Origin of the sequence: Streptomyces sp. NPDC079141 (assembly GCF_040686775.1) — a bacterium.
Classification (GTDB): domain Bacteria; phylum Actinomycetota; class Actinomycetes; order Streptomycetales; family Streptomycetaceae; genus Streptomyces.
The window spans coordinates 361,380-386,341 of sequence record NZ_JBFBLP010000008.1; the positions used below are offsets into that span (position 1 = coordinate 361,380).

Genomic DNA, 24,962 nt, shown 5'->3' on the forward strand with positions numbered 1-24,962 from the left:
TGCGTATCGGCCCAACCGGACGGTGCCGTGGGCCGATACGTCATCGTGGTGACGGTGGTTGCACCGCGGAGGCTCAGGCCCAGTCCGTGCAAGAACGGACGATCGTGGACCCTTCCCGGACCGCTATCTGTGCGCCGATGGAGTCGAGGTCGTCGCCGCTGGGTGCCGCGTACGTGGTGAAGGTGGTGGTCGCGTCCTTTCCGTCGAACTCGGTCCGCCAGGGCCAGTCCGTCACCCATCCCGTGGCGTGGTCAATGGACCTGAATCGAATGGCCACATGGTGACCATCGGCAGCGGTGTCCTTGACCCAGCCGCTGATGTCCACATAGTTGGACGACCAGTTGGTGAACGTCATGCTCCCCGAGGCGCCGGTCACCGAGCACGCGGCACCGCCGCTCGCCGCGGCGGCATTGGTCACTGTGGTCGTGGCGAAGATGGCCAGCGCCGCGACGCCCGTGACGGAAAGGCGCTTCAATATGTTTCCCATAAAGAAAGAGTAAGGCTCCCATGATCCATGAGGCAGCATGATCCCAGCCACACGCTTGTCCCCAAGGGTGCGTATCACCTGGTGATTTGCCGCCCTTTGCGGCCGCTTCAGCACCGGCTGTGGCTGAAAGGCATCGACCTGGCCGCCCGGTCCGGCAGGGTCCGCTACTTGGCCGGTCGCCGCCCCGGAAGGCGTCCGTCCGTTGGGGCATGATGGGGCGCATGGGCACCGAGGGGGCCAACTTCCGTGTGATCGCGGGGCGTTACCGCCTTGAGGCGAGGCTCGGGCGGGGCGGCATGGGCGTCGTATGGCGGGCCACCGACCAGTTGCTCGGCCGACGCGTCGCGGTCAAGGAACTCGACGTCGACCTCGACGCCACGGCCCCCGACACCCTCTCCGAGGCCCGCTCCGCGCAGGACGCCCGGCAGCGCAGGGAGCGCACGCTGCGCGAGGCCCGTGCGGTCGCGCAGCTCAGGCACCCGCACATCATCGTCGTCCACGACGTCGTCGAGCACGACGAACGCCCCTATATCGTCATGGAGTTGATCGACGGAGGCTCCCTGGCGGACCGCATCGCCGCCCACGGCCCCGTCGACGCCGTGGAGGCCGCGCGGATCGGCGCCGACCTGCTCAGCGCCCTGCGCGCGGCCCACAACGCCGGTGTTCTGCACCGGGACATCAAGCCCGCGAACGTCCTCATCGACGCCGGCACCGGCCGTGTCGTCCTCACCGACTTCGGCATCGCCCGGATCGCGGGCGCCACCACCCTCACCGAGACCGGGACCTTCGTCGGCTCGCCCGAGTACACCGCGCCGGAGCGGATGTCCGGCGCCGGTACGGGTCCGGCGTCCGACCTGTGGTCGGTGGGTGCGCTGCTGTGTGCGGCCGTGAGCGGTGAATCGCCGTTCGGGCGGGACTCGTTGGGCGGCATCCTGCACGCGGTCGTCTTCGACGAGATACGGCCGCCCGCACAGGCCGCGCCGCTCCTGCCCGTCGTACGGGGGCTGTTGCAGCGCGATCCGCAGCGGCGCCTGGACGCGGCGCGGGCGGAGCGGATGCTGCGGGACTTCCTGGCGTACGGGCGCACACCGGCGACCACGCACTCCTGGCGTTCTCCGCGGAGCGTGCTGGTGAGCGTGCTGCTGGTGGCCGCGATGGCGGGGGCCGGGGTGTCGGCGGTGGCGCTGCTCATGAACGGGGACGGCAACGGAAACGTTCCGCCACCGTCGCCGAGTACTTCGGCAAGCCCCTCGGCGAGCAGCTCCGTAAGTCCCTCGACATCGCCGCCCACCCCGAGCATCCGCATAAACGGGAGATAAGCCCCACCGGGCGTCACGGGTCTGTGACCGCACAGCGTTCGAAGTGGATTGAGGGGCCCTTGGCGCGATATGGATGGAGCCATGAACAGCAACGGGGGAGCCCCTTACGGGTCCGACGAGCCAACGAGTTTCGGTCTGCAACCGCCGCAGGCGCCGGTGCCGCACCCGGGCAACCCGTATGCGACGCCCACCCAGGTCGTTCCGCAGCAGCAGGCGCAGCCTGCCCAGGATCCCGGCACCGGGCGCCTGATCGCGGGCCGTTACCGGCTGCTGGCCAAGCTCGGCCATGGCGGCATGGGCACGGTGTGGCGGGCCAAGGACGAGACGGTGGACCGCGAGGTCGCCGTCAAGGAGCCCCGCGTACCCGACCATCTTCCCGAGCGCGAACGTGCCAACGCCTTCGAGCGGATGCGCCGCGAGGCCCGGGCCGCCGCCCGCCTCGACCACCCGGCTGTCGTGAACGTGCACGACGTCGCGGTCGTGGACGGCCAGCCGTGGATCGTGATGGAGCTGGTGCAGGGCCGTTCCATGGGCGATGTGCTTCAGGAGGGCACCCTCGGGGTCCGGGAAGCGGCCAGAATCGGCCTGGAGGTGCTCGGCGCCCTGGAGGCCGCGCACGCGGCCGGTGTGCTGCACCGCGACGTCAAGCCCGACAACGTCCTCCTCGGCCGCCACGACCGCGTGGTTCTCACCGACTTCGGCATCGCCCAGATCGAGGGCGAGACCAACCTCACCGACACCGGCGGCTTCGTCGGCTCGCCCGAGTACATCGCCCCCGAGCGGGTGCTGGGCCAGCGCCCCGGCCCGCCGAGCGACCTGTGGTCCCTGGGCGTGGTGCTGTACGCGGCGACGGAGGGCGTCTCGCCGTTCCGCCGCAGCAACACCCCGGCCACCCTCCAGTCCGTCCTCAACGCGACCCCGGCCGCGCCCGCCTCCGCGCAGGGCCCGCTCGCCGAGGTCATCACCGGCCTGCTCCAGAAGGACCCGGCCCGCCGCCCCGACGCCGCCCAGACGCGCGCGCTGCTGGAGCGGGCCGCCAACCCGCCGGTGCAGGCACCGGCGCCCACGCAGGTCGTCCAGACGGTGGCCGCCGGCGACGGGGTCCGGGTCGGCCGCAAGACGCTCGTCGGGATCGGCGCGGCGTTCGTCGCCGTGGTCGTGGCCGCGGCGGGCGTGGTGGTCGCCGACCCGTTCGGGGAGGAGCAGCCGGCCGATCCCTGGGAGGCGCACGCCCACACGAACCTGGGTGTGACCCTGAGCGTGCCCAAGGACTACAAGGTGGGCAAGCCGGACGCGGACGACACCGACAAGAACTGGGTCACCTACTCCGACCTGAGCGGCGCCATCTGGGTCGGCGTGAACGTGGCCCGGAAGAAGGACGACACCTCGGGCGACATCAAGGGCTCCGCCGAGGCCCAGATGTACGCCGACAACGAGGAGTTCAGGGGCAGCGGCGACTACGACCTCGCCATGCCGGAGAACCCCACGACCAAGCCCGAGCAGACCCAGTACAAGGGCAAGAAGTCGGCCGAGAACACGGTCACCTACATCACCACCGACACCCAGAACCCGCGCCCGCGCGAGCTGAAGATCTTCTACTACAAGTCGTCCGACGGCGACATGTACAAGGTGACGGTCGCCTACCCGGGCAAGGGCGACTTCGACGACCGCGGCCGCGAGGTTGCCCAGAAGGTCATCGACAACCTGGACATCACCAATTTGTGAACCGCCTTGCCGCACGGTAGGCATGGGGCATGAGTGACGGCGGCGAACACCAGCGCGGCGGACGTGTGGTCGGTGGGCGCTACCGGCTGGTCGAGCGGATCGGCTCGGGCGGCATGGGCACCGTCTGGCGCGCCCACGACGAGCTCGTGGGCCGCGAGGTCGCCGTCAAACAGCCCCGCCTGCCCGGCGATCCGGAGGACGAGGTCCACCAGCGGGCCGCCCACCGCCTCTACCGCGAGGCCCGCGCCGCCGCCCGCGTCGACCACCCCTCCGCAGTCGCCATCCACGACGTCGTGGAGGAGGACGGACTGCCGTGGATCGTCATGGAGTTGGTCCGCGGCGAGTCCCTGCACGAGCTGCTCAAGCGGGGGCCTCTGGAGCCCGCCGAGGCCGCCCGTATCGGCCTGGCTGTATGCGGCGCCCTGCGTGCCGCGCACGCGGTCGGGATCGTGCACCGTGACGTGAAGCCCGCCAACGTCCTGCTCGGCTCGCACCACCGCGTCGTCCTCACCGACTTCGGCATCGCCCATGTCCAGGGCGAGGAACCCCTCACCGCCACCGGCGAGTTCGTCGGCTCGCTGGAGTTCATCGCCCCCGAGCGCATGTCCGGCCGGGGGGCCGGACCCGCCTCCGACCTGTGGTCCCTCGGCGTCCTCCTCTACGCCGCCGTCGAGGGCTGGTCGCCCTTCCGCCGTACGACGCTGGAGTCGACGCTCGCCGCGATCCTGACCGCGGACCTGCCCGCGCCGAAGCAGGCAGGTGCTCTCGGCCCGCTCCTGCTCCGGCTGTTGGAGAAGGACCCCGCCCTGCGCCCGGACGCCGACGACGTCGAGGCGGCGCTGGAGGCTGCGGCGGGCGAGGTCCGGGAGGAGAACCCCGAGGCTCAGGACCCATCCGCCCTGGAGGAGTTCGGGGACGACATACGGACCGTGCGGCTGAGTCAGGGCCAGGCCGGGGTCGACCCCGAAGCGGACACCCTGACGGCCGCGCGCACCCCGGCCACGGAGCCCGACCCGATACCCGACGTACGCCGCCGCCCCCTCCACCGCCGCCCCGCCCCCCTCGCCCTCCTCGGCGCTCTCGTGGTCGGCGCCGCCTGGCTCGGCACCTCCGCCCTCACTGGCCCCGACAGCGGCGCCAGCACGAAGAACACGGCGACCGGCCGCTCGGCGGCACCGAAGCCGACGCCCAGCGCCACTCCGGACGACGGCTGGACCGCGCACCCCGAGAAGGACATGAGCGCCACCCTCGCCCTCCCCGCCGCCTACGAGGAGTTCGCCCGCTCGGGCAGCGACACCTTCCAGCCCCGCCAGGTGGAGTACGCGGCCGGCTCTGTTCAGGTCCGGCTCACTCAATGGGACAGAGCACCGGGAACCCCCATGAGTCAGGCGAAAGCTCATGCGAGGACCTTTGAGTTCTTCGAGGACCCCAGCACGCAGTACACCGACACCAGCTTCCAGGGCTGGGACGCCGTGCAGGCCGACAGCACCTACGGCGACCCCGAGCTACGGCGCCGGGTCATGGAGCTGTTCGTCCGCACCGACGACGGCCGGCTGTACGAAATACGCGTCGAGATGCCCAAGGGCGCGGCGGAGGAGAAGAAGGGCACGGACGTTTTCAAGGGCGCCCGCGACCGGCTGAGGATTGCCACAACGCCCTGATCAGCGCGTTTGTTGCCAGCGGTCACTGGCGTCATGTGAGCGCTCCGTGAATCCTCGTTACCGCCGGGTACACAAAGCCCCCGCCGCGGCATACCCTGCGCGTCATGACGGACTCGCAGGCCCCGGTACAGACCGGCACGAACCCCCTCGCCCCCGCCCCGGAGGGCGCCCGCACCGCCGCCGACGTGGTGACCCCCGAGCTGGTCGCCCAGCTGACCAAGGGCGTGGTCGGTTCGGGCCGCACCGCCAACCACACGCCGTTCACCGGCGAGAAGCTGGCCGATCTGCCGGAGTCCACGCCCGAGGACGTGGAGAAGGCGTTCGCGGCGGCCCGCGCGGCCCAGCCGGTCTGGGCGCAGACCCCGGTACGGCAGCGTGCCGCCGTCCTGCTGCGCTTCCACGACCTGGTGCTGGAGCGCCAGGCCGAGGTGCTGGACCTGATCCAGCTGGAGACCGGCAAGGCCCGCCTGCACGCCCACGAGGAGGTGCAGGCCGTCGCCGTCGCCGCCCGTCATTACGGCCGTAGGGCCGCCGCCTACCTGAAGCCGAAGCGGCACGCGGGCGCCATGCCCACACTCACCAAGGTCACCGAACTGCGCCACCCGCGCGGGGTCGTCGGCCAGATCGCCCCCTGGAACTACCCGCTGGAGCTGTCGGTCGGCGACGCGCTGCCGGCGTTCGTCGCGGGCAACGCGGTGGTGATGAAGCCGGACACGGAGACCTGCCTGACCGCGCTGTGGGCCCGCGACCTGCTCATCGAGGCCGGTCTGCCCGCCGACGTCTTCCAGGTCGTGCTCGGCGAGGGCCCGGTCGTCGGCCCCGAGGTCGTCCGCCACGCCGACTACGTCTCCTTCACCGGCTCCACCCGCACCGGCCGCGAGGTCGCCCAGGGGGCCGCCGCACGGCTGGTCGGCGTCTCCCTCGAACTCGGCGGCAAGAACGCCATGCTGGTCCTGGAGGACGCGGACATAGAGAAGGCCGCCGCCGGCGCCGTACGCGCCTGCTTCTCCTCGGCCGGCCAACTGTGCATCTCCATCGAGCGGTTGTACGTCCACGAGTCGGTCGCGGACGCCTTCCTGGAGCGCTTCGCCGCCCGCACCAAGGCCATGCGGCTCGGCCGGTCCCTCGCCTACGGCGCCGACATGGGCTCCCTGGTCGGCGAGCGCCAGCTGGAGACCGTCAAGCGGCATGTGGAGGAGGCCGTCGCCAAGGGCGCCAAGGTCGTCGCCGGCGGGGTCGCCCGCCCGGACATCGGCCCCTACTTCTTCGAGCCGACCATCCTCGACGGCGTCGAGGCGCCCATGGCCGTGTGCACCGAGGAGACCTTCGGCCCGGTCGTCTCCGTCTACCGGTTCAAGACCGAGGACGAGGCGGTCGACCACGCCAACTCCACGCCGTACGGCCTCAATTCGTCGGTCTGGACGAAGGACGGCGGCCGGGGCCGCGCGGTCGCGGCCCGGCTGCGCACCGGCACGGTGAACGTCAACGAGGGCTACGCGCCCGCCTACGGCAGCGTCCAGTCCCCGATGGGCGGCATGAAGGACTCCGGCCTCGGCCGCCGCCACGGCTCCGAGGGCATCCTCAAGTACACGGAGGCCCAGACGGTGGCCCAGCAGCGGCTGCTGCCGATGGCGCCCTCGCTGGGCATGGACGACGAGAAGTACGCCCAGTTCATGAGCCGGAGTCTGCGGCTGATGAAGGCATTCCGGTTCCGCTGAAAAGGGAGTGCGCGTGAGCAACGACGCTTACGACTACGACGTCATCGTCGTCGGATCAGGTTTCGGCGGCTCGGTGACCGCCCTCCGCCTCACGGAGAAGGGCTACACGGTAGGTGTCCTGGAAGCGGGCCGCCGCTTCACCCGCGAGAGCCTCCCCAAGAACTCCTGGGACCTGAGGAACTTCCTCTGGGCCCCGAAGCTCGGGATGTTCGGCATCCAGCGCATCCATCTGCTGGGCAACGTCATGGTGCTCGCGGGCGCGGGAGTGGGCGGCGGTTCGCTGAACTACGCCAACACGCTCTACGTACCGCCGAAGCCGTTCTTCGACGACCCGCAGTGGCGTGACATCACCGACTGGCAGGAGGAGTTGAAGCCGTACTACGACCAGGCCCAGCGGATGCTCGGCGTACGGCTCAACCCCACCATGACCCCCTCCGACGTTCATCTGAAGGCCGCGGCCCAGCGGATGGGAGTCGGGGACACCTTCCACATGGCCCCGGTCGGTGTCTTCTTCGGCGACGGCGAGGACGCGGACGGTTCGGCGCGGGCGCGCGCGGGCGAGCAGGTCGCCGACCCCTACTTCGGCGGCGCGGGCCCGGCCCGCAAGGCCTGTACCGAGTGCGGCGAGTGCATGACGGGCTGCCGCCACGGCGCGAAGAACACCCTCAACGAGAACTACCTCTACCTCGCCGAGAAGGCCGGAGCGGTCGTCCACCCCATGACGACGGTGGTGTCCGTCACCGACGACTCGCAGGGCGGCTACGCCGTGGCCACCCTCCCCACCGACAACCGCCGCAAGGGGAAGGGCCGTACCTTCAAGGCGCGCCGGGTCGTCCTCGCCGCCGGCACCTACGGCACCCAGACCCTGCTGCACCGGATGAAGGCGAGCGGGCAACTGCCCTACCTCTCCCCGAAGCTGGGCGAGCTGACCCGCACCAACTCCGAGGCGCTGGTGGGCGCGCAGACCGACGACCGCCGCTACCGCAAGGTCACCGGCGAGAAGAAGGTCGACTTCACCCGCGGGGTCGCCATCACGTCCTCGATCCACCCCGATGCCAACACCCATATCGAGCCGGTCCGTTACGGCAAGGGCTCCAACTCCATGGGCAGCCTGACGATCCTTCAGGTCCCCTACGCCGAGGGCGCCTCCCGCGTCGCGGCCTGGCTCGGCAACGCCGCCCGGCATCCGCTGCTGATCCTGCGCTCGCTGTCCAACCGGCGCTGGTCGGAGAAGACCATCATCGGCCTGGTGATGCAGTCCCTGGACAACTCCCTGACGACGTACCTGAAACCGGACGGCGTCGGCAAGGGCATGCTGACCGCCCGCCAGGGGCACGGCTCGCCCAACCCGATGCAGATCAAGGCGGCCACCGAGGGCGCGTCCGCGCTCGCTGAGTCCATCAACGGCTTCGCGGGTTCCAACGTGGGCGAACTGATGGGCACCCCGCTCACCGCCCACTTCCTCGGCGGCTGCCCGATCGGCGCCACGCACGAGACCGGCGTGATCGACCCGTACCACCGGCTCTACGGCCACCCGGGCATCTCGGTGGTCGACGGCGCCGCGGTCTCGGCCAACCTGGGTGTGAACCCCTCGCTGACCATCACCGCGCAGGCCGAGCGGGCGATGTCGTACTGGCCCAACAAGGGCGAGGACGACCCGCGTCCGGCGCAGGACCGGCCGTATGAGCGGCTTCAGCCGGTCGAGCCGAAGACGCCGGCGGTCCCGGCAGAGGCGTTCGGCGCGCTGCGGCTGCCGTTCCTGGGAATGCCGGCGGTGCCGCCGAAGAAGTGAGATATGAGAAGGACCTGCGCCCCCCTCCGAGCGCAGGTCCTTCCTTCTCGCGTGAAGCTTGGTGAGGCTTAGGCCTCGGCACCGGCCTTGCGGCGCTTCATCGCGAACATCACGCCGGCACCGGCGAGGACGGCGACACCACCGATGGTGGCGATGACCGGCAGGTTGGAGTCCGAACCGGTCTCCGCGAGCTCACCGTCGACGTCGACCTCGTTGACGTCGGTGATCTCGTCCTTGCCGCCGGTCTGCGGCTTGGAGTCGCCCGGCTTGCCGGGGTTGGAACCGGCCGGCAGCACCTCGAAGAAGTAGATGCCGTAGTTCTCGTCCTCGGACATCCAGCAGGCCTCGTCGGTCGAGTACTCGGCCAGACCGATGGCGATGCCGACCGCGCTCGGGACGTCGCGGCTGATGTTCACCCGCAGGTCGTAGCTGATCGACTGGCCGCCTTCGAGGGTGAAGGTGTTGAGCGCGCCGCCCTCGCCGAACTGGGTGGCGATGTCGACCCAGCTGCCGCCGTTCCGGACCTGCACGGTGACCAGGTCGGAGTAGTCGTCCTCCAGCTCCCAGTCCATCGCGGCGACGCCGACGACGGGCATGATGTCCTCGATCGTCTCGTCGCTGGAGTTGTTGACGTTGAACTTGAAGTTCGTCCAGCCGCTGCCCGCGACCACGGTGTCGGGCAGGCCGGTCAGCGAGCTGTGCAGCACCTCGCTGATGTCGTAGATCGGGTCGCCGTACTCGTCGACCGGGCACTCCTCGACGATCTCGTCGTCGCCCGACGGGCTCGCGGACGGGGCCGGAGAGGACTCGCTGGCGGACGGCGCCGGGGAGGACTCGCTCGTCGACGGGGCCGGGCTGCTCGCACCGGTCTCCGGGGCGGAGTTGGTCGGGTCGGGCGTGTTCGTGTCGTCCTCGGCCGGGGTGCTGGGCTCGGCGGCCGGGGTGCTCGGGTCGGCCGCGGGCGTGCTCTCCTCGGCGGCCGGGGTGCTCTCCGAGACGCTCGGCGACGGCGATGTCTCGTCCGTCGCGAACGCGGCCGGCGCGGACATCAGCGCGATCGGCGCTATGGCGGCCGTCGCGGCCGCGGCGGCCAGAGCACGGCGAAGCTTCATGAAGACCTCGGAAAGTCCGGCGCGCTGCTGCGTCACAGCGCGCGATGTCGATGAGGCCTCCGCGTGGGGGCGCGGGAGTGGCCCTTGGTACGCCTGGTTTGATCCGCGAGCCCCGCGAAAGGTTGTCCCGGCATTCACACAATTTTTATGTGACCTGGCTCACCGCGGGTTCCATGCGTCCCTTGGGTTCCATGCGCCCCTTGGGTTCCGTGCGTCCGAAAGCCCCCGGGCACGTCGAAGGGCCCCGCGGGACTTCGGCCGCGGGGCCCTTCTTTCGTCAGCACCGACGTCAGGGCAGCGCCGGTGCCTGGGAGCGGCGCCGGGGGGTTGCGCCGCTTGCCTGGTGGTCGCCGCCTGGTGCGCCCGGTCGGCGCCCCGGCGTACGCGGGGCGCGCGGAAGGTATCGACCTCTGGCGGTTCGGCGGCGAAGAACGAGGCAATGCAGTTGTCTGCGGTGGGACTTGGGGGCTTTTAGGGGCATCGTGCTGGATTGCCGGGGCCTGCGCAACCGTTTGGCCCGGTCTTGTACCTGTCCTGTGTGTTTCCGCCGGCCGGCCCCGGGCGTCCCCGGAGCCGACCGTTCTCTTGCAGCGACCGGGCTGCTGTCCCCTGCCGTCCGGTCACTTGTCTGGAGCGAGGTCCCACGGCGCACGGCACGATCCGTACGCCTCATCGCTCCAGCGAGCCACGCGTGGTTCTGTCGGGCCCGCCCCTGGCTGGCACGGACATCGGGACCAACGAAGCCTTCCGCGGGCGGTCACGCGCCGTACGGGTGAGAGGACATGCGTACGTACGTCCACGGAACGCCGTTTCAGATCTTTCCGCGGCACAGCTCCAGCAGCGTCATCGCCAGCGCGGTGCCCGGCTTGCCCAGCGCCTCCCTGTAGTGGCCGAGGACCTCCATCTCCCGCGAGAGGTTCACCCGGCGTCCGCCGGAGGTGATCCGCGCCTCCTGGATGACGGCGGAGACGGCCATCCGTTCCTGGATCAGGCCGATGATCCGGTCGTCCAGCGCGTCGATGCGCTCACGGGCGCCGGTGATCACGTCGGCGGCCTCGGAGGTACGGGCGCCGGTCACGTCGAGGGCGGTCATAGGGGGCTCCTTTGGGGAAGAGGCCCCGGATCGACACGGTCCGGAAACGGCAGGCGCCCCGGGCCTTGTCGGCCCGGGGCGCCTGGGAAGTCGCTTGTCAGTAGCTCAAGCAGCACGACCATGGCAGCCGGCGGGCCGGATGCCATAGGTAAAGAGGAAGGTCGGGTGCGTGAGCATGGGGTCAGTATGCCGCGCCCCGCGGAGGCCTCCAAGCCGGTTCGCATCCTGAGACGGGGGTCACCTGCCGCGGCCCCGTTAGAATCGGTGGCACAGCCCTTTTCAAGCCGCCGGAAGGCAACCCGTGTCACCAGCGACCCCAGCCGCCCCCGACACCGTCCTGGTCGTCGACTTCGGCGCGCAGTACGCCCAGCTCATCGCCCGACGCGTCCGCGAGGCCCGGGTCTACAGCGAGATCGTGCCGAGCACCATGCCGGTCGAGGAGATGCTCGCCAAGAACCCGGCGGCGATCATCCTCTCCGGCGGCCCCTCGTCCGTGTACGAACCGGGCGCCCCGCGCCTGGACCGCGCGCTCTTCGAGGCCGGCGTCCCCGTCTTCGGCATGTGCTACGGCTTCCAGCTGATGGCGCAGTCCCTCGGCGGCACCGTCGACAACACCGGCGCCCGCGAGTACGGCCGTACCGACCTGCACGTCTCCAGGTCGTCCTCCACCCTCTTCGAGGGCACCCCGGCCGAGCAGCACGTGTGGATGTCGCACGGCGACGCCTGCTCCGCCGCCCCCGAGGGCTTCTCGGTGACGGCCTCCACGGACGTCGTCCCGGTCGCCGCCTTCGAGAACGACGACAAGAAGCTCTACGGCGTCCAGTACCACCCCGAGGTCATGCACTCCACGCACGGCCAGCAGGTGCTGGAGCACTTCCTGTACCGGGGCGCCGGGCTCACCCCGTCCTGGACCACCGGCAACGTGATCGACGAGCAGGTCGCGCTGATTCGCGAGCAGGTCGGCGACAAGCGCGCCATCTGCGGTCTGTCCGGCGGCGTGGACTCGGCCGTGGCCGCGGCCCTGGTCGCCCGTGCCATCGGTGACCAGCTGACCTGCGTGTACGTCGACCACGGTCTGATGCGCAAGGGCGAGACCGAGCAGGTCGAGAAGGACTTCGTGGCCGCGACCGGCGTCAAGCTCGTCGTCGTCGACGCGGAGGAGCGCTTCCTGACCGCCCTGAAGGGTGTCTCGGACCCCGAGGAGAAGCGGAAGATCATCGGCCGGGAGTTCATCCGGGTCTTCGAGCAGGCGCAGGCCGAGATCATCGCGGACGAGGGTCCGGCGGTGGAGTTCCTGGTGCAGGGCACCCTGTACCCGGACGTGGTCGAGTCCGGTGGCGGCACCGGCACCGCCAACATCAAGTCCCACCACAACGTGGGCGGCCTCCCCGAGGACCTTGAGTTCAAGCTCATCGAGCCGCTGCGCAAGCTGTTCAAGGACGAGGTCCGCATGGTCGGCCAGGAGCTCGGCCTGCCCGAGGAGATCGTCCAGCGCCAGCCGTTCCCCGGCCCGGGCCTGGGCATCCGGATCGTCGGCGAGGTCACCAAGGAGCGGCTCGACCTGCTCCGTGACGCCGACGCCATCGCCCGCGAGGAGCTGACCGCGGCCGGTCTCGACCGGGACATCTGGCAGTGCCCGGTGGTCCTGCTCGCGGACGTCCGCAGCGTCGGCGTCCAGGGCGACGGCCGCACCTACGGCCACCCGATCGTCCTGCGCCCGGTCTCCTCCGAGGACGCCATGACGGCCGACTGGTCCCGCCTGCCGTACGACGTCCTCGCCAAGATCTCGACGCGGATCACGAACGAGGTCCGTGACGTCAACCGGGTCGTCCTCGACGTGACGTCGAAGCCGCCGGGCACCATCGAGTGGGAGTGAGTCTTTGCTGAGACTCAGGTGCGCTTGATCGTGCGCACCGGCTCACCGGGCTTCCAGACCTGGACGACCAGGTACTTGTCGTCCTCGACGTAGGTCCTGACGACCTCCGTCAGCTCGGTGCGGAAGAGGTGGAACGGCTCCGGCGGTTCCACCTCTTCGCTGTATCCGGCCTTGACCAGCGGATCGGTGACCTCGATCGCCCGCCCGGCGATCCGGACGTCACCCCCGCCCATTGCGGTGCCGCCGCCCGGGTTCGCCTGCAGCGCGAAACGCGGGTCGCGGAGCAGGTCGAGTGCCTTCAGCGAGTTCGGCATCATGCCGAGCCACAGCTCACCGTTGAGGAAACGCACCTCCAGGCCGGTGGTGCGCGGGGAGCCGTCCTTGCGGAGGGTGGCGAGGATGTGGTGCGTGAACGCGCCGAAGCGCTCTTCGACCGTCTTCGCGAGATCGGGTTCGGCGGTGGTGAAGGTTCCCCAGTTGTGCGTCATACGACGAGTGTGACGCGGATACCCGACATCTTCTGTCCGGATATCAGGCCGGGCGTACGAACCTCTCCGTACCGTCCCCGTCCCGGACCGGCGTCCAGCCGGCCGCGGTCAGCTTCTCGGCCAGCTTCGCGCGCTTGGCCGCGTTGATCCGCAGCGAACCCAGCAGGAACGCCGGCGTCAGCACGGCGAGCGGGAGCAGGACGAGGAACTTCCCGGTCACCAGGGCCAGCAGCAGGAACAGGGCCGCGGAGCCCCAGGCCATGGCGAGCAGCTTCCTGCGGTTCTCGGTGGCGAGGGTCAGGTCGTAGCGGACGACCGTGGTGAGCACGTCGACCTCCGGCTGTGTCTCCGGCACGGGCTTCAGCGAGCCCAGATACATGCCGGGCACCGGTCGGCCCTTGCCCGGGTCCGGGAACGCGGCCAGGTTGGCCGCCGCCCGCTGCCGGGCCGCCGGGCTTGCATCACGGGTCAGCTGGACACGCATGACGCTGGCCCGGTCCGACAGCCACACGCCGGCGTACCGGAAGCCGTAGCACTCGGCGACGTAGATGAGTGCGCCGGCCGTCTCCGGGTCGTCGGGGTGGACGATCTCGATCGTGTCCTGGGTCGCGATCTGCCGCATGAGGGGCTTGAGGTGGCGGTCGATGCTCAAAGGGGGCTCCGGTACTGGGTCGTGCTGGCCGGAACCGGACGCTGAATGTCCGATTCCGTACAGTAGACCCATGAGGCCCCGCGAGGGTTGCACTCGTCATCTTTACAACTCGGCTCTGCCCTTTTGCCCTGACCGACGGTAACTTCCGCCCTGTAAAGGAACCCAGTGCAGGAGGACACATGCACGGGCCCACGCCGCCCCACCCGCTGCCCACCGACCGGCTCCGGTTCGCCATGCCACCGATGCACGAATCGGTCGAGGACGAGCGCCGGCACCGCAAGGAACGGCTCGCGGGCGCGCTGCGGATCTTCGGGCGGCTCGGATTCGAGGACGGGGTCTCCGGGCACATCACCGCCCGCGACCCGGAGTTCTCCGACTGCTTCTGGGTCAACCCGTTCGGAATGCCCTTCAAGCACGTCACCGTGAGCGACCTGGTGCTTGCCAACTCCGACGGGCAGGTCGTCGACGGCCGCTACCACGTCAACCAGGCGGCCTTCACCGTGCACGCCCAGGTCCACGCCGCCCGCCCCGACGTCGTCGCCGTCGCCCACTGCCACTCGGTGCACGGCCGGGCCCTCTCCGCCCTGGGTGAGCTGCTGGACCCGATCACCCAGGAGAGCTGCGCCTTCTACGAGGACATCGCCCTCTACGACGCCTACAGCGGCGTCGCCGTCGACGCCGAGGAGGGCCGCCGTATCGCCGCCGCGCTCGGCTCCTGCAAGGCCCTCGTCCTGCGCAACCACGGGCTGCTGACCGTGGGGGACTCGGTGGACGCGGCGGCGTGGTGGTTCCTGTCGCTGGAGCGCTCCTGCCAGGTGCAGCTGACGGCGAAGGCGGCGGGGCGGCCCGTCCTGATCGACCACCGGGCGGCGGTGTCGACGCGGGAGCAGCTGGGCGGGGACCTGGTGGCGTGGATCAACTACCAGCCCCTGTGGCAGGACATCAGCCGGAGCGAGCCGGACCTGCTGTCCTAGAACCCTCTGAGGACCGCGGCTTTCGTCATCGCGAACTCCTCGTCCGTGAGCACCCCGTCGCGGTGCAGCTCGCCCAACTCCCGCAGCCTGCGCAGGAGTACGTCGTGATGGTCGGCCGGTGGCGGCACGGTGGTCATCAGCTGGGGCGGGCGGTCCGCGTACTCGTCGCCGGTGCGGGTGGAGGGGTGCGGCAGACGGGCGGTGACCGCGGTGGCGACGAGCGCGGTGAGCAGATCACGGCGGGCGCTGCCCCACAGGTCGAGGGCGTACGGGTCCTTCTCCGGCGGCAGTTTGGCGAACGTCGTCTCACGGGTCACGAAGCGCAGAAAGCCGTCCTCGTAACCGGAGTTGGGCAGCCACTCGACCTGGACGACGTCGCCGAGGTTGACGATGCGCGGCCCGGTGGCCCGTTTGACCCGGTCGGAGGTGTCCGCCCAGTCGATCCGCACCTGGATCCCGTCGAAGGAGACCGTGCCGTCGGAGGAGCGGACGGAGACCGGGACGGGCGGGCCCGGCAGGAGGTAGGCCTTGGTGGCCTCCTTGGGGATCTGGTCCAGGAGCAGGGCGTGGCGGATCTCCTCGGCGACGTACTCCGCAACTCCGGAACGGTCGATGTCCACCGTCAGCCGGTACGGATCGGCCGTGTCCGGCAACCGGCCGCCGGTCGCCTGGAGGAGCGGGTCGGCGCCCTCGCGCAGCCGCATCCGGAGCCGTCCGCGCTTGCGTTCGGGCTCGAAGGCGATGCCGGCCACGGCCTCCAGCGGCACCGCGATCTCCCCGTACGTCTGCCGGAACAGCGGCACGGAGCGGTGCAGGCCCGGCGTGATCCTGACCGTGGTGCCGTCGAAGGCCCAGGTCCCGTCGCGCTGGATGATCTCGGCCATAGGAAAATTCTCGCAGCCGGGTCAACACGGCGATCCCTGCATCACCCTCCCGGGCCTTCCAACGGCCGGACCTGCCGGACGCGCCCCGGGTGGCGTAGGGCACAATTCGCTGTCATTGCACGGGGGTTGTCTCGGTACTGAGCGCGGGGAAGGCGGGCGTCGGACGTGGCGGTGCAGGAGGCGCGACAGAGCACGGACGCGGGTGCGCACAAAGGCGGCTGCACCTGCGGGGACTGTCCGCACGGGGCACGTGCGGGACACCGGCGGGCGGTCGCCGAATTCCTGCTGAAGCGGGACGAGTTCGCGGCCGGGCAGGGCCTGCCCGCGGCGGTGGCCCACTCGGCGTCGGCATCCCGCCAGTGGGTCTCGGAGGAGCTCACCCAGTCCGCCGAACTGGTCGCCGAACGCGGCCGCGCCGAGGGCGAGGCCTGGCTGGCCCGCCTGTGGCGCCGAACCGCGTACACGGTGTGGGCCCTGGTACTGCTGCTCCTCCTGGTGCAGTCGCTCACGGCGATCGGCGCGGGCTGGACCAGCGCCCGCACGGCCGGACTGCTCGCGGCCCTGGTCACGGCCGGCGCCCTGACCGCCGCCTCGTGGTTCCACCGTGCCCGCGGCGGATCACTGGCCCCGGTCATCGGCGAGGACAACCGGCTGTCCACCTCGCGCGCGGTGGCGGCAGCCTGGGTGCTGTTCGTCGCGTACGCGGTGCTGGTCCTGGTGGGCCGCCTGGCCGCGGCCTCGAACCACGCGGAACGGGATCGACTGATCTCCGGTTTCGAACTCGCCCGCGGCGCCGGTGCGGTGACGGTCCTCGCCGTGGTGTGCGCGATCGCGGTCCTGGTCCGACGGGTGGTCGGACTCCGCGTCCTGGGGCAGCGGCTCCAGAAGGTACGGGCGGACCGCCCCCGCGCCGCCGACCTGCTCACGGACGACGCCGGTCGCGGCACCTTCGCCGACATCCAGTACGTCGTGATCAGCGGCGTCGCCCTGCTGTTCGCGGCGGTACGGCTGACCCGGCGCCCCGACCAACTGCCCGACCTGCCCTGGGGCCTGGCGGTCGTCGTACTGATCTCCTCGGCCACCTACCTCGCCGGGAAGTACGCCGAGGGCGGGCGCCCGGTGATTCTCTCCGTCGTCCGCGCCCGCGAGGCCGGCGACCTGGACGGACCGATCCGCACCGGCGACGACATCGAGATCCGCGGCGCCGGATTCGTGCCCCCGGGCGCGGACAACGCCGCCCGCCTCTCCCGCATGGTCGTCCGCATCGGCCCGGTCAACGTCCACGTCCCCCTCGTCCCCGTCACCGGAGGCTTCAGCAACCCTACGGACACGGTCCTGACGGTCCCGGTCCCGGCTGACGTGGAGCCGGGCCGGGTGGAGGTGCAGGTGGTCACGGCGGCGGGGGTGGAGACGGGGCGGTACGCGATCGATGTGACGGAGTAGCGGCGGCTGCGCAGCCCTCCGGGACGGGATGGGATGGGCGGGGATGGGATGGGATGGGAGTGGACGGGTCGGTGCGGCGGGGGCGAAAAACCGTCAAGGCGGAGAAACTGGTCGGGTCAGGATTGAGCTGACCCTCGGCGGTGTACGTATCGTTTTCTGAGGGGTCACGTCCCGGCACGCGCGAGAGGCGGCTAGCAACGATGACTCACGGCTTTCGTACGGACACGCACTCCCCCTATCTCGACGGCGGCCGGGACTGGCGCGACCTCGCCACCCACTACGCCCTCCTCCCTCTGCGCGTCTTCCTCGGCGTCACCTTCATCTACGCCGCCCTGGACAAACTCACCGACAGCGCCTTCATGAAGGACTCCGGCTCCGGCTCGATCGGCGACATGATGCGCGCCGTCCGTGACTCCTCCGCCTTCCCGAGCATGGTCGACATGGCCCTCGACAACCCCGTCGCCTTCGGCTACGCCATCGCCTTCGGTGAGTTGGCCGTCGGCATCGGCACCCTCCTCGGCCTGTTCGCCCGCCTGGCGGCCCTCGGCGGCGCCCTGATCTCGCTCAGCCTGTGGCTGACCGTGAGCTGGGCCGCCGAGCCGTACTACTACGGCAACGACCTCGCCTACCTGATGGCCTGGCTGCCCCTGGTCCTCGCGGGAGCCCCCTATCTGTCCCTGGACGCCATGCTCCGCGCCCGCCGACGACAGGGAGCGGGGGGCTACCGGTAGCTCCGGTCGGCGGGAGCACTGCGCGGGCGGGTCGCCGCCGACGGCGGACGGAACGCACCGATCCGGGCTCCACGCCCCGCCGGTGTCAGTGCGCCGCCGGTCTCTCCGCCCCCGTCGTCTCCCCGTCGGCCGCTGTGCCGCCCAGCCGCCGACGCCGGCGTATGCCCCGCGTCAGCAGTGCCGCCGTCCCTGCCAGGCCCAGGCCCGCCATGACGACCGGGATGACCACGAACCACGGCGTCTCCCAGAGGCCGCCCGCGTCACCTGCGTAGATGACACCGGCGAGGAAGAGGAAGGCGCCGACGACCAGCCGCCCGGGCTGGAACTCATGCCGCAGCACGGCTCACCTCCGCCTGTCCCACACCGACGTCGAGATTGAGATGGATCGTGCCCCCGGGCTCGATGCCCTTCGCCGGCGACAGGGTCACCTCCTTGTGCTTGTCGGGTGCCACATCCACGTCCTCCTTGTCGTCGCCCGGCAGCTGGATGTCTCCGATGCCCACGTCGATGCTCACCTTCACCGTGACGTCCTGGGGAACGATCACCTTCAGCTGTCCAAGGCCCACGTCGGCGCTCGTCCGCACCGTCTGCCCCTCGGCGACGTCGAGACGGCTCAGGTCAAGGGTGCCGACGCCGGTGCCGAGGTCGTACTGCGGCTGGACGGCCGCCGCGGAGGCCGGCTCCCACGTCGTGCGCATCCACTCGGTGCCGATGTCCTTGGGGAGGGCGGCCGAGGCGGCCAGCAGGCCCGCGGTGACGACGGCCAGGAAGACCGACCCGGCCCCGGTGCGCCCCAGGAACGCGCTGACCGCGATGCCTATGCCGAAGACCATCAGCGCACAGGCCAGTCCGGTCTGGAGGCTGGTGCCGAGCGGATGTTCCTCCCAGGTGAGGCTGGTGCCGAGACCTCCCGCGCACACGGCGAGCAGGAAGAGCCAGCCGCCGATCCAGCGGGGCCCGCGGGGCTTCGGCGGCTGGGGGCCCCGGGCGCGCAGGGCCTCGTAGTCGTCGCCGTAGGCGCCGAGGCTGATGTTGACGGCCGCCGCGATGTCCAGGTCGCGGGAGTCCCGGGGGCCCCAGAGATAACCGGTGCCGCCGACGTGGGTGCCGTCCTTGACGATGGGGTCGCGCCACCAGGAGGGGAAGGCGGCGGGGGCCGGGGGCGCCTGGGCCTCCGGCGGGGCGTCGGCGACGGCCTGTGCGGCGAGCGGGTCGGGATCGGTGCCGCCGCGCTGCCGCGACCAGTACCCGGCGCCGGCAAGGAGCAGGGAGAGTATGACGGCGAAGCTCAGCACCCCGCCGTTGCTCAGCATCGTCAGGAAGACACCGCAGCCGACCAGCGCGAACAGCACGGCCGTCAGCGCCTGGCCGTCGACGCGGCCGGTGAGCAGCCTGCGCACCTCGTTCTGCTCGTCGTCCTCGTACGGGACGAAGAGCCAGGCGAAGCCGTAGAAGATGAGGCCGAGGCCGCCGGTCGCGGAGAGCACCGTGAGCGTGATCCGGAAGATCACCGGATCCATGTCGCACTGCCGTCCGAGCCCGGCGCACACCCCGGCGAGCATCTTGTGCCGCCGGTCGCGCCGGAACCGGTGAGGCGGCTCGGCAACCCCTCCCTCTTCCTGCGCGCCCGCCCGCCCGCGCACACGCGAGGCCGCGCCGGCGTCGCCCGCGGCGGGTGCGGCATCCGCGGCGGGCGCGGCATCCTGCGGCCCGGCGCCCGGAGCGGGGCGCGGGCCGGAGCCGGGTCCCGGACCCGTCGCGGCGTGCTGGTGATCTGTCATGACTCCATGGTGACGGCCGCGGAGCCTCGGCGGCAGTCGGAACGACCCTGGCCCGACCCTGAAATCGCCCCTGAGCCGGCGACCGGGAGATGTTCGACCGGGCACCGGTTCGAAGATCGGGGGAGTCTCGGGGGTCAACCCTGATGCCCGGCCCTGCCGGCCGTGTGACCATCGATGGCATGTCGGAAGCCGCAGCAGCGCCAGTCGTCGAACCGCGGCCGCCGCGCAAGCTTTACCGCAGCAGTGACGGTCGCTGGCTCGGTGGCGTGGCGCGGGGGCTCGCCGGGCACCTCGGGCTGCCCGTGATCTGGGTGCGGCTCGTCTTCGTCGGCCTGTTCATGGCCGACGGTCTCGGCGCGCTGCTGTACGCGGCGTTCTGGTTCTTCGTGCCGCTCGGCGTCGGCGGGGTCGCCGGCCAGAAGTCGCCCTCGTTCGTCACCACCGAGACCTCGGCGGACGGCCGTCGCAGAGTCGTCGCCCGCAAGCCGGACAAGGGGCAGATCGTCGCCCTGCTCCTCATGGTCGTGGTGGCCATGGTCTTCGTGGGCAGTGTCGACCTCGGCAGCGGAGCCCAGGCCTACCTGTGGCCCGCCGTGCTGGTCGGCGCGGGCGTCGCCCTGGTCTGGCGGCAGGCGGACAACGCCCGCCGGGCCCGCTGGATGGAGGTCGGCCGCCGCCGGCGCACCCTGACCCTGCTGCGCGCCGCGGGCGGCGTGCTGCTGGTCACGGCCGGTGTCTCCGGCATCTTCGTCCTCCAGGGCTCCGCAGCCCACCTCGGCTCCGTTCTCCAGGCGGCCCTCGCGGTCCTCGTCGGCATAACGCTCCTGGCGGGCCCGTACCTGGTGCGCATGACCCAGGACCTCTCCGAGGAGCGCCTGATGCGCATCCGCGCCCAGGAGCGTGCGGAAGTCGCCGCCCATGTCCACGACTCGGTGCTGCACACCCTGACGCTGATCCAGCGCAACGCGGAGAACGCGAGCGAGGTGCGCCGGCTGGCCCGCGCTCAGGAGCGCGACCTGCGCACGTGGCTCTACAAACCCGAGGGCACCGGCAAGGACGAAGAGGACGAGCCCGCCACGCTCGCCGACGCGGTCCGGCGCAATGCCGCGGAGATCGAGGACAAGCACGGTGTTCCCATAGAGGTCGTCGTGGTCGGCGACTGCCCGCTCGACGAGAAGATCGGCGCACAGATGCAGGCCGCACGCGAAGCGATGGTGAACGCGGCGAAGTACGGTGGCGAGGGCGGCGCCGTTCAGGTCTACGCCGAAGTCGAGGGGAAGACGGTCTTCGTGTCCGTCCGGGACCGTGGCCCCGGCTTCGACCTCGACTCGATACCCGCCGACCGCATGGGCGTTAGAGAATCGATCATCGGCCGCATGGAGCGCAACGGCGGTACGGCGCGGCTGCGCGCGGTACCGGGCGGCGGCACGGAGGTCGAGCTGGAGATGGAGAGGGCGGAGAAGACGTCATGAGCGACGAGGCGAGCGGTACGGCGGAGGCCACCGGCAGCGCAGGCGAGCGCCGGGTGCGCGTGGTCCTCGTCGACGACCACCGCATGTTCCGCACGGGGGTGCAGGCCGAGATCGGCCAGACCGAGCAGACCGGCGTCGAGGTCGTCGGCGAGGCCGCGGACGTCGACCAGGCGGTCACGGTCATCACCGCGACCCGGCCCGAGGTCGTCCTTCTCGATGTGCACCTGCCGGGCGGCGGCGGCGTCGAAGTGCTGCGCCGTTGCGCCCCGTTGATGGCTGATGCGGAGCAGCCGGTGCGCTTTCTCGCGCTGTCCGTGTCGGACGCGGCGGAGGACGTGATCGGTGTGATCCGGGGCGGTGCGCGAGGCTATGTGACGAAGACGATCACGGGTTCGGATCTGGTCGACTCCATCTTCCGGGTGCAGGACGGGGACGCCGTGTTCTCGCCGCGGCTCGCGGGGTTTGTGCTGGATGCGTTTGCGTCCACGGACGCGCCGCCGGTCGATGAGGATCTTGACCGTCTCACCCAGCGGGAGCGGGAGGTGCTGCGGCTCATTGCCCGGGGGTACGCCTACAAGGAGATCGCCAAGCAGCTCTTCATCTCCGTGAAGACGGTCGAGTCCCATGTCTCTGCGGTGCTGAGGAAGTTGCAGCTGTCGAACCGGCACGAGCTGACGCGGTGGGCGACGGCGCGACGGCTGGTGTGAGCCGCCGTCGTCTCACACCACCCGCGTCGCCCCCGCGAACGGCATCTCGTCGATCGGCGCCAGTCGGACCGGAGCCGTGGGGTTCGGGGCGTGGATCATCTGGCCGTTGCCGACGTAGAGGCCCACGTGGCTGATGCCGGAGTAGAAGAACACCAGGTCGCCGGGGAGGAGTTCGGAGCGGGAGACACGGCGGCCGGCGTCGATCTGGGCGTAGGTCGTGCGGGGCAGGGAGATGCCCGCGGCGCGGTACGCGGCCTGGGTCAGGCCCGAGCAGTCGAAGGCGTCCGGGCCGGTCGCGCCCCAGACGTAGGGGCTGCCGATCTTCTGGTAGGCGTACGCGATGGCGGCCTCCGCGCGGGAGTTGGGCGCGGCGGCCGTGGCGGAGCCGGGGGCTGTGAGGCCTTCGCGGGCCGTGGTGCCATCGCGTGAGGCGCGGGCCGCTTCGCCGGCTGTGCCCTCGGCGTACTGTGCGCGTTCCTCCTCCGAGAGCCGGGACAGCAACTGGCGGGCCGTGTCCAGCTTGCCGGTGATCGTCTTCTTGTGCCGTTTCAGCTCCGCCTGGCGTGACTTGAGCGAGGCGAGCTCGATGTGTGCGGCTCCGCGTAGTTGTTCGATCTCCCGTAGCTGCTTGCGTACGCGGGCGACGGACGCCGCCTGTCGGGTGCCCGCGCGTTCCACGAACTCGGCGCCGTCGAGGTATGTGTCGGGGTCCTCGGAGAGGGCCAGTTGGAGGGCGGGGTCGAGGCCGCCGTCGCGGTACTGGGCGGCGGCCATGGAACCGAGCGCGTCTCGGGCCGAGTTGAGTTTGTCTGTTTTGCGTGCCGCTTCGTCGCGCAGGGTTTTGATCCGTTGCTCGGCGGCTTCCGCCTTCTCCTTCGCGCCGTTGTACTTCTCGGTGGCGACCTCCGCCTCCTGGTACAGCTTGTCCACCTTCGCCTTGACCTGCGCCGGTGTCAGGTCGGGCTCGGCGTGTCCGGTTCCGTCGAAGCCCGTTGCGGTGGCCGCGCCCGCTAGGGCGACCGTTGCGGCCGTACGGACCGTATTGCCGCCGACCGAGCGCTGTCTGGGCTTGCGGTGCGCTGCCACGTGGACTGCACGTCCTTTCGCACAACTCGTACGACCGCCTTGTCCGCGCGTCCGGCGACGGCTAGCACAGGGGGAGCAGGCCGCCGCCGGACCTTCTCGGCGGTGGTGTCCGACTGCCGCCCCTGGCCCGGGCGGCGGTGGGGAGCCGGTCACCTGGTGGAGGACGCTAAACCTGGGTGTGTCGGCTTGGTAACGCCTTGTGTGGAACTGTCGGGAGCGGATCGTTGGGGGACCGGATGTGACCGTGATCCCGGATCGGGGCGGTCGACTTCACGCTGTGCGATGACCGAAGAGGGGATTTCGGGGCGGGTGTGGGGGGCGGGGTGCTATGGGGCGCATATATGCAAGATCCGGTTGGGTGTGGGGTGGTGTCGGGTGGGGGCGGAGCCTGTGATTAGGCTCCGGCTTCATGGACGTACTCATCCATCTGTTCGTTGGCCTGCACATCGTTGGTATCGCGTCTCTTCTCGGGGGTTTTCTCACCCAGATGAAGGCGATGGGGCAGGGCACCGCCCGCTTTGTGCCGGCGATGCTGCACGGCGCGCTGACCATGCTGGTCACCGGTGTGGTCCTGGTCGGCCTCAATCAGGCGGACGACCAGACCGTCAACAACGTCAAGATCGGCGTGAAGCTGGCCCTGCTGATCGTGATCCTCGGGCTCGTCTATGTGAAGCGGGACGAGGAGAAGGTGGACAAGGGGGTGTTCGGGCTGGTGGGGCTGCTCACCACGGCGAACGTCTTCATCGCGGTGATGTGGACCTGATCGACTCGATATCTGCGCGCGCGGTCGTTACGGCTCCCGCCGCGACGGCCAGCCACGCCGCCACCGCGATCCACAGCAGCACCTCGCCGGGTGTCTCCAGCCAGGACACGTCGAGGGCGGCGGCCACGGAGAGCGTTGCCGCGGCCGTCATGCCCATCGGGAACACGGTCGCCCAGCGGCGTACGTCGTAGCGCAGCCGCGGCCGGCTGAACTCGGCGGCCAGCAGGACGGCGTACCAGGCCAGGTCGAGCACGAGCAGGGCGACGGTCACGGCGCGCAGGACGTCGTGGGCATCGTTGTTCCACAGGTACAGGCGCGCGCTGTCGGCGGCGATCAGCTTCGAGCCGGCGAGCGCGGAGATGGCGAGCCCTCCGCCGGCGACCCAGTGGTCCCCGGCGCCCGCGGTGACCTGGCGCAGGTCGAAGCGGGCCAGGGCGAGGCCGTAGAGGGCGAGGCCGAGCCAGAACAGGACGAGCGCCGTGTGGGCCGGCCATGCCGTGGACTCGGCTGCGGCGAGTGTGGCGCCGAGTACGGCCAGGCCCTGGGTGGCGACGCAGCTCAGGAACACCGCGCCCGGCATGCGGTGCTTCCAGTGGCGCATGACCAGCACGATCAGTACCGGCCAGAGCAGTGCGGCCAGGGCGAGGAGTGCCCAGGCGAGGCTCTGCCGGCCCAAGGCCGAGAAGCGGGTGCCCAGCACGGTTGTCGCGGCGATCGCTGTGAGCGCTCCGGGGGTTTCGGCCTCCGTTACCCACCTCGCGTGCTGGCGCAGCAGTCGTACGGCGAAGTCCGCGGCCAGTGCCACCCAGGCGGCGCAGGCCAGCGCCAGGGCTACGCGGGAGACGGTCTCGTGGCCCGTCATGTGCAGGCCGACCGAGATGATGCCGGTTGCCATGACGGCGGCGCCGGCTGCTGGGGGGCGTTGCGACCACCAGGTGCGGAGGGAGCGGAGGGTGGGGGTGCCGGGCATGCGCCGATGTTAAGGAGCGTGGCCGGTGTTGGTCGGGGGGCTCGTGCGCGGGCGTGTCGGGGGGAGGGCGTGCCAGTGCCTGCGGCGGCCTGCGCGGGTTTGGTGGGGTGCGCGTTGCGCCTCGGGTGCGGTGGGTGGGTGGGTCGGGGCCGCGCCGGGGGGTGTCCGTCCTCGGACCGGCGGTGCTGTGGGTTTGGGGGGTGGTGTGTCTTTACGCCGGCCAGATCG

General features: G+C 70.8%; 21 protein-coding genes and 1 pseudogene. 12 read left to right on the forward strand and 10 right to left on the reverse strand.

All coding sequences use genetic code 11. The features are described 5' to 3' along the window. Nucleotides 1-73: 73 nt before the first annotated feature. Nucleotides 74-487 (reverse strand): hypothetical protein, encoded by a 414-nt coding sequence (locus tag AB0Q90_RS23865; RefSeq protein WP_363159115.1) that lies wholly within the window; start codon nt 485-487, stop codon nt 74-76. Nucleotides 488-708: 221 nt separating this feature from the next. Here AB0Q90_RS23865 and AB0Q90_RS23870 point away from each other — a divergent pair. The 5 genes and pseudogenes from AB0Q90_RS23870 to AB0Q90_RS23890 form a co-directional block, all read left to right on the forward strand. Further along, nucleotides 709-1,767 (forward strand): annotated as a pseudogene (locus tag AB0Q90_RS23870) (serine/threonine-protein kinase); the annotation flags it as partial. A gap of 120 nt (nt 1,768-1,887) precedes the next feature. Next, the gene (locus AB0Q90_RS23875) at nt 1,888-3,531 is read left to right on the forward strand and encodes a serine/threonine-protein kinase (RefSeq protein ID WP_363159114.1); all 1,644 of its coding nucleotides are present in this window, start codon (nt 1,888-1,890) and stop codon (nt 3,529-3,531) included. Between the two features lie 29 nt (nt 3,532-3,560). Beyond that, a complete protein-coding gene (locus AB0Q90_RS23880) occupies nt 3,561-5,192 on the forward strand; it encodes a serine/threonine-protein kinase (protein ID WP_363159113.1) in 1,632 nt (543 codons plus the stop codon). Nucleotides 5,193-5,296: 104 nt separating this feature from the next. After that, nucleotides 5,297-6,910: a succinic semialdehyde dehydrogenase gene (locus AB0Q90_RS23885; protein WP_363159112.1), complete on the forward strand. Its 1,614-nt coding sequence runs from the start codon at nt 5,297-5,299 to the stop codon at nt 6,908-6,910. Nucleotides 6,911-6,923: 13 nt separating this feature from the next. After that, on the forward strand, nt 6,924-8,702 hold the full coding sequence (locus tag AB0Q90_RS23890) for a GMC family oxidoreductase (RefSeq protein ID WP_363159111.1): 1,779 nt from the start codon (nt 6,924-6,926) through the stop codon (nt 8,700-8,702). Between the two features lie 68 nt (nt 8,703-8,770). Here AB0Q90_RS23890 and AB0Q90_RS23895 read toward each other — a convergent pair whose 3' ends face one another. Next, on the reverse strand, nt 8,771-9,814 hold the full coding sequence (locus AB0Q90_RS23895; RefSeq protein WP_363159110.1) for an LAETG motif-containing sortase-dependent surface protein: 1,044 nt from the start codon (nt 9,812-9,814) through the stop codon (nt 8,771-8,773). Nucleotides 9,815-10,625: 811 nt separating this feature from the next. Then, a complete protein-coding gene (locus AB0Q90_RS23900) occupies nt 10,626-10,907 on the reverse strand; it encodes a chorismate mutase (RefSeq protein ID WP_363159109.1) in 282 nt (93 codons plus the stop codon). 301 nt (nt 10,908-11,208) lie between these two features. Between AB0Q90_RS23900 and guaA the strand changes: the two genes are divergently transcribed. Next, nucleotides 11,209-12,783: a glutamine-hydrolyzing GMP synthase gene (gene guaA / locus AB0Q90_RS23905; protein WP_363159108.1), complete on the forward strand. Its 1,575-nt coding sequence runs from the start codon at nt 11,209-11,211 to the stop codon at nt 12,781-12,783. A gap of 14 nt (nt 12,784-12,797) precedes the next feature. Here guaA and AB0Q90_RS23910 read toward each other — a convergent pair whose 3' ends face one another. After that, nucleotides 12,798-13,271, reverse strand: coding sequence for a pyridoxamine 5'-phosphate oxidase family protein (locus AB0Q90_RS23910; protein WP_363159107.1), 474 nt, complete (start codon nt 13,269-13,271; stop codon nt 12,798-12,800). A gap of 43 nt (nt 13,272-13,314) precedes the next feature. Next, nucleotides 13,315-13,923, reverse strand: coding sequence for a hypothetical protein (locus AB0Q90_RS23915; protein WP_363159106.1), 609 nt, complete (start codon nt 13,921-13,923; stop codon nt 13,315-13,317). Between the two features lie 179 nt (nt 13,924-14,102). Here AB0Q90_RS23915 and AB0Q90_RS23920 point away from each other — a divergent pair, with 179 nt between their 5' ends. After that, entirely contained in the window at nt 14,103-14,897 is a 795-nt protein-coding gene (locus AB0Q90_RS23920) for a class II aldolase/adducin family protein (protein ID WP_363159105.1), read from the forward strand. Here AB0Q90_RS23920 and AB0Q90_RS23925 read toward each other — a convergent pair. Next, nucleotides 14,894-15,781, reverse strand: a complete 888-nt coding sequence (locus tag AB0Q90_RS23925) for a DUF4429 domain-containing protein (protein ID WP_363159104.1) — start codon at nt 15,779-15,781, stop codon at nt 14,894-14,896. The genes AB0Q90_RS23920 and AB0Q90_RS23925 overlap by 4 nt on opposite strands. A gap of 165 nt (nt 15,782-15,946) precedes the next feature. Between AB0Q90_RS23925 and AB0Q90_RS23930 the strand changes: the two genes are divergently transcribed. Beyond that, nucleotides 15,947-17,224, forward strand: a complete 1,278-nt coding sequence (locus tag AB0Q90_RS23930; RefSeq protein WP_363159103.1) for a hypothetical protein — start codon at nt 15,947-15,949, stop codon at nt 17,222-17,224. 200 nt (nt 17,225-17,424) lie between these two features. Further along, complete coding sequence (locus AB0Q90_RS23935) at nt 17,425-17,955, forward strand: DoxX family protein (protein WP_363159102.1); 531 nt, start codon at nt 17,425-17,427, stop codon at nt 17,953-17,955. Between the two features lie 85 nt (nt 17,956-18,040). On the opposite strand, the gene AB0Q90_RS23940 is transcribed toward AB0Q90_RS23935, so the two are convergent. Together AB0Q90_RS23940 and AB0Q90_RS23945 are read right to left on the reverse strand one after the other, a co-directional pair. Further along, a complete protein-coding gene (locus AB0Q90_RS23940) occupies nt 18,041-18,295 on the reverse strand; it encodes a hypothetical protein (protein ID WP_363159101.1) in 255 nt (84 codons plus the stop codon). Further along, nucleotides 18,282-19,736, reverse strand: coding sequence for a PspC domain-containing protein (locus AB0Q90_RS23945; RefSeq protein ID WP_363159100.1), 1,455 nt, complete (start codon nt 19,734-19,736; stop codon nt 18,282-18,284). Before AB0Q90_RS23945 ends, AB0Q90_RS23940 begins: the two co-directional genes overlap by 14 nt. A 179-nt stretch (nt 19,737-19,915) precedes the next feature. On the opposite strand from AB0Q90_RS23945, the gene AB0Q90_RS23950 reads away from it, so the two are divergent. Further along, nucleotides 19,916-21,208: a PspC domain-containing protein gene (locus AB0Q90_RS23950; RefSeq protein WP_363159099.1), complete on the forward strand. Its 1,293-nt coding sequence runs from the start codon at nt 19,916-19,918 to the stop codon at nt 21,206-21,208. Beyond that, nucleotides 21,205-21,915 (forward strand): response regulator transcription factor, encoded by a 711-nt coding sequence (locus AB0Q90_RS23955; RefSeq protein ID WP_363159098.1) that lies wholly within the window; start codon nt 21,205-21,207, stop codon nt 21,913-21,915. Before AB0Q90_RS23950 ends, AB0Q90_RS23955 begins: the two co-directional genes overlap by 4 nt. Nucleotides 21,916-21,927: 12 nt before the next feature. On the opposite strand, the gene AB0Q90_RS23960 is transcribed toward AB0Q90_RS23955, so the two are convergent. After that, entirely contained in the window at nt 21,928-23,001 is a 1,074-nt protein-coding gene (locus tag AB0Q90_RS23960) for an NlpC/P60 family protein (protein ID WP_363159097.1), read from the reverse strand. 409 nt (nt 23,002-23,410) lie between these two features. On the opposite strand from AB0Q90_RS23960, the gene AB0Q90_RS23965 reads away from it, so the two are divergent. Further along, nucleotides 23,411-23,764 carry a hypothetical protein gene (locus AB0Q90_RS23965; protein ID WP_363159096.1) on the forward strand — a complete coding sequence of 118 codons (354 nt, stop codon included), beginning with the start codon at nt 23,411-23,413 and terminating at the stop codon, nt 23,762-23,764. Here the strand turns inward: AB0Q90_RS23965 and AB0Q90_RS23970 are convergent. Continuing rightward, nucleotides 23,742-24,734: a tellurite resistance/C4-dicarboxylate transporter family protein gene (locus AB0Q90_RS23970; RefSeq protein ID WP_363159095.1), complete on the reverse strand. Its 993-nt coding sequence runs from the start codon at nt 24,732-24,734 to the stop codon at nt 23,742-23,744. The genes AB0Q90_RS23965 and AB0Q90_RS23970 overlap by 23 nt on opposite strands. Nucleotides 24,735-24,962: the final 228 nt, after the last annotated feature.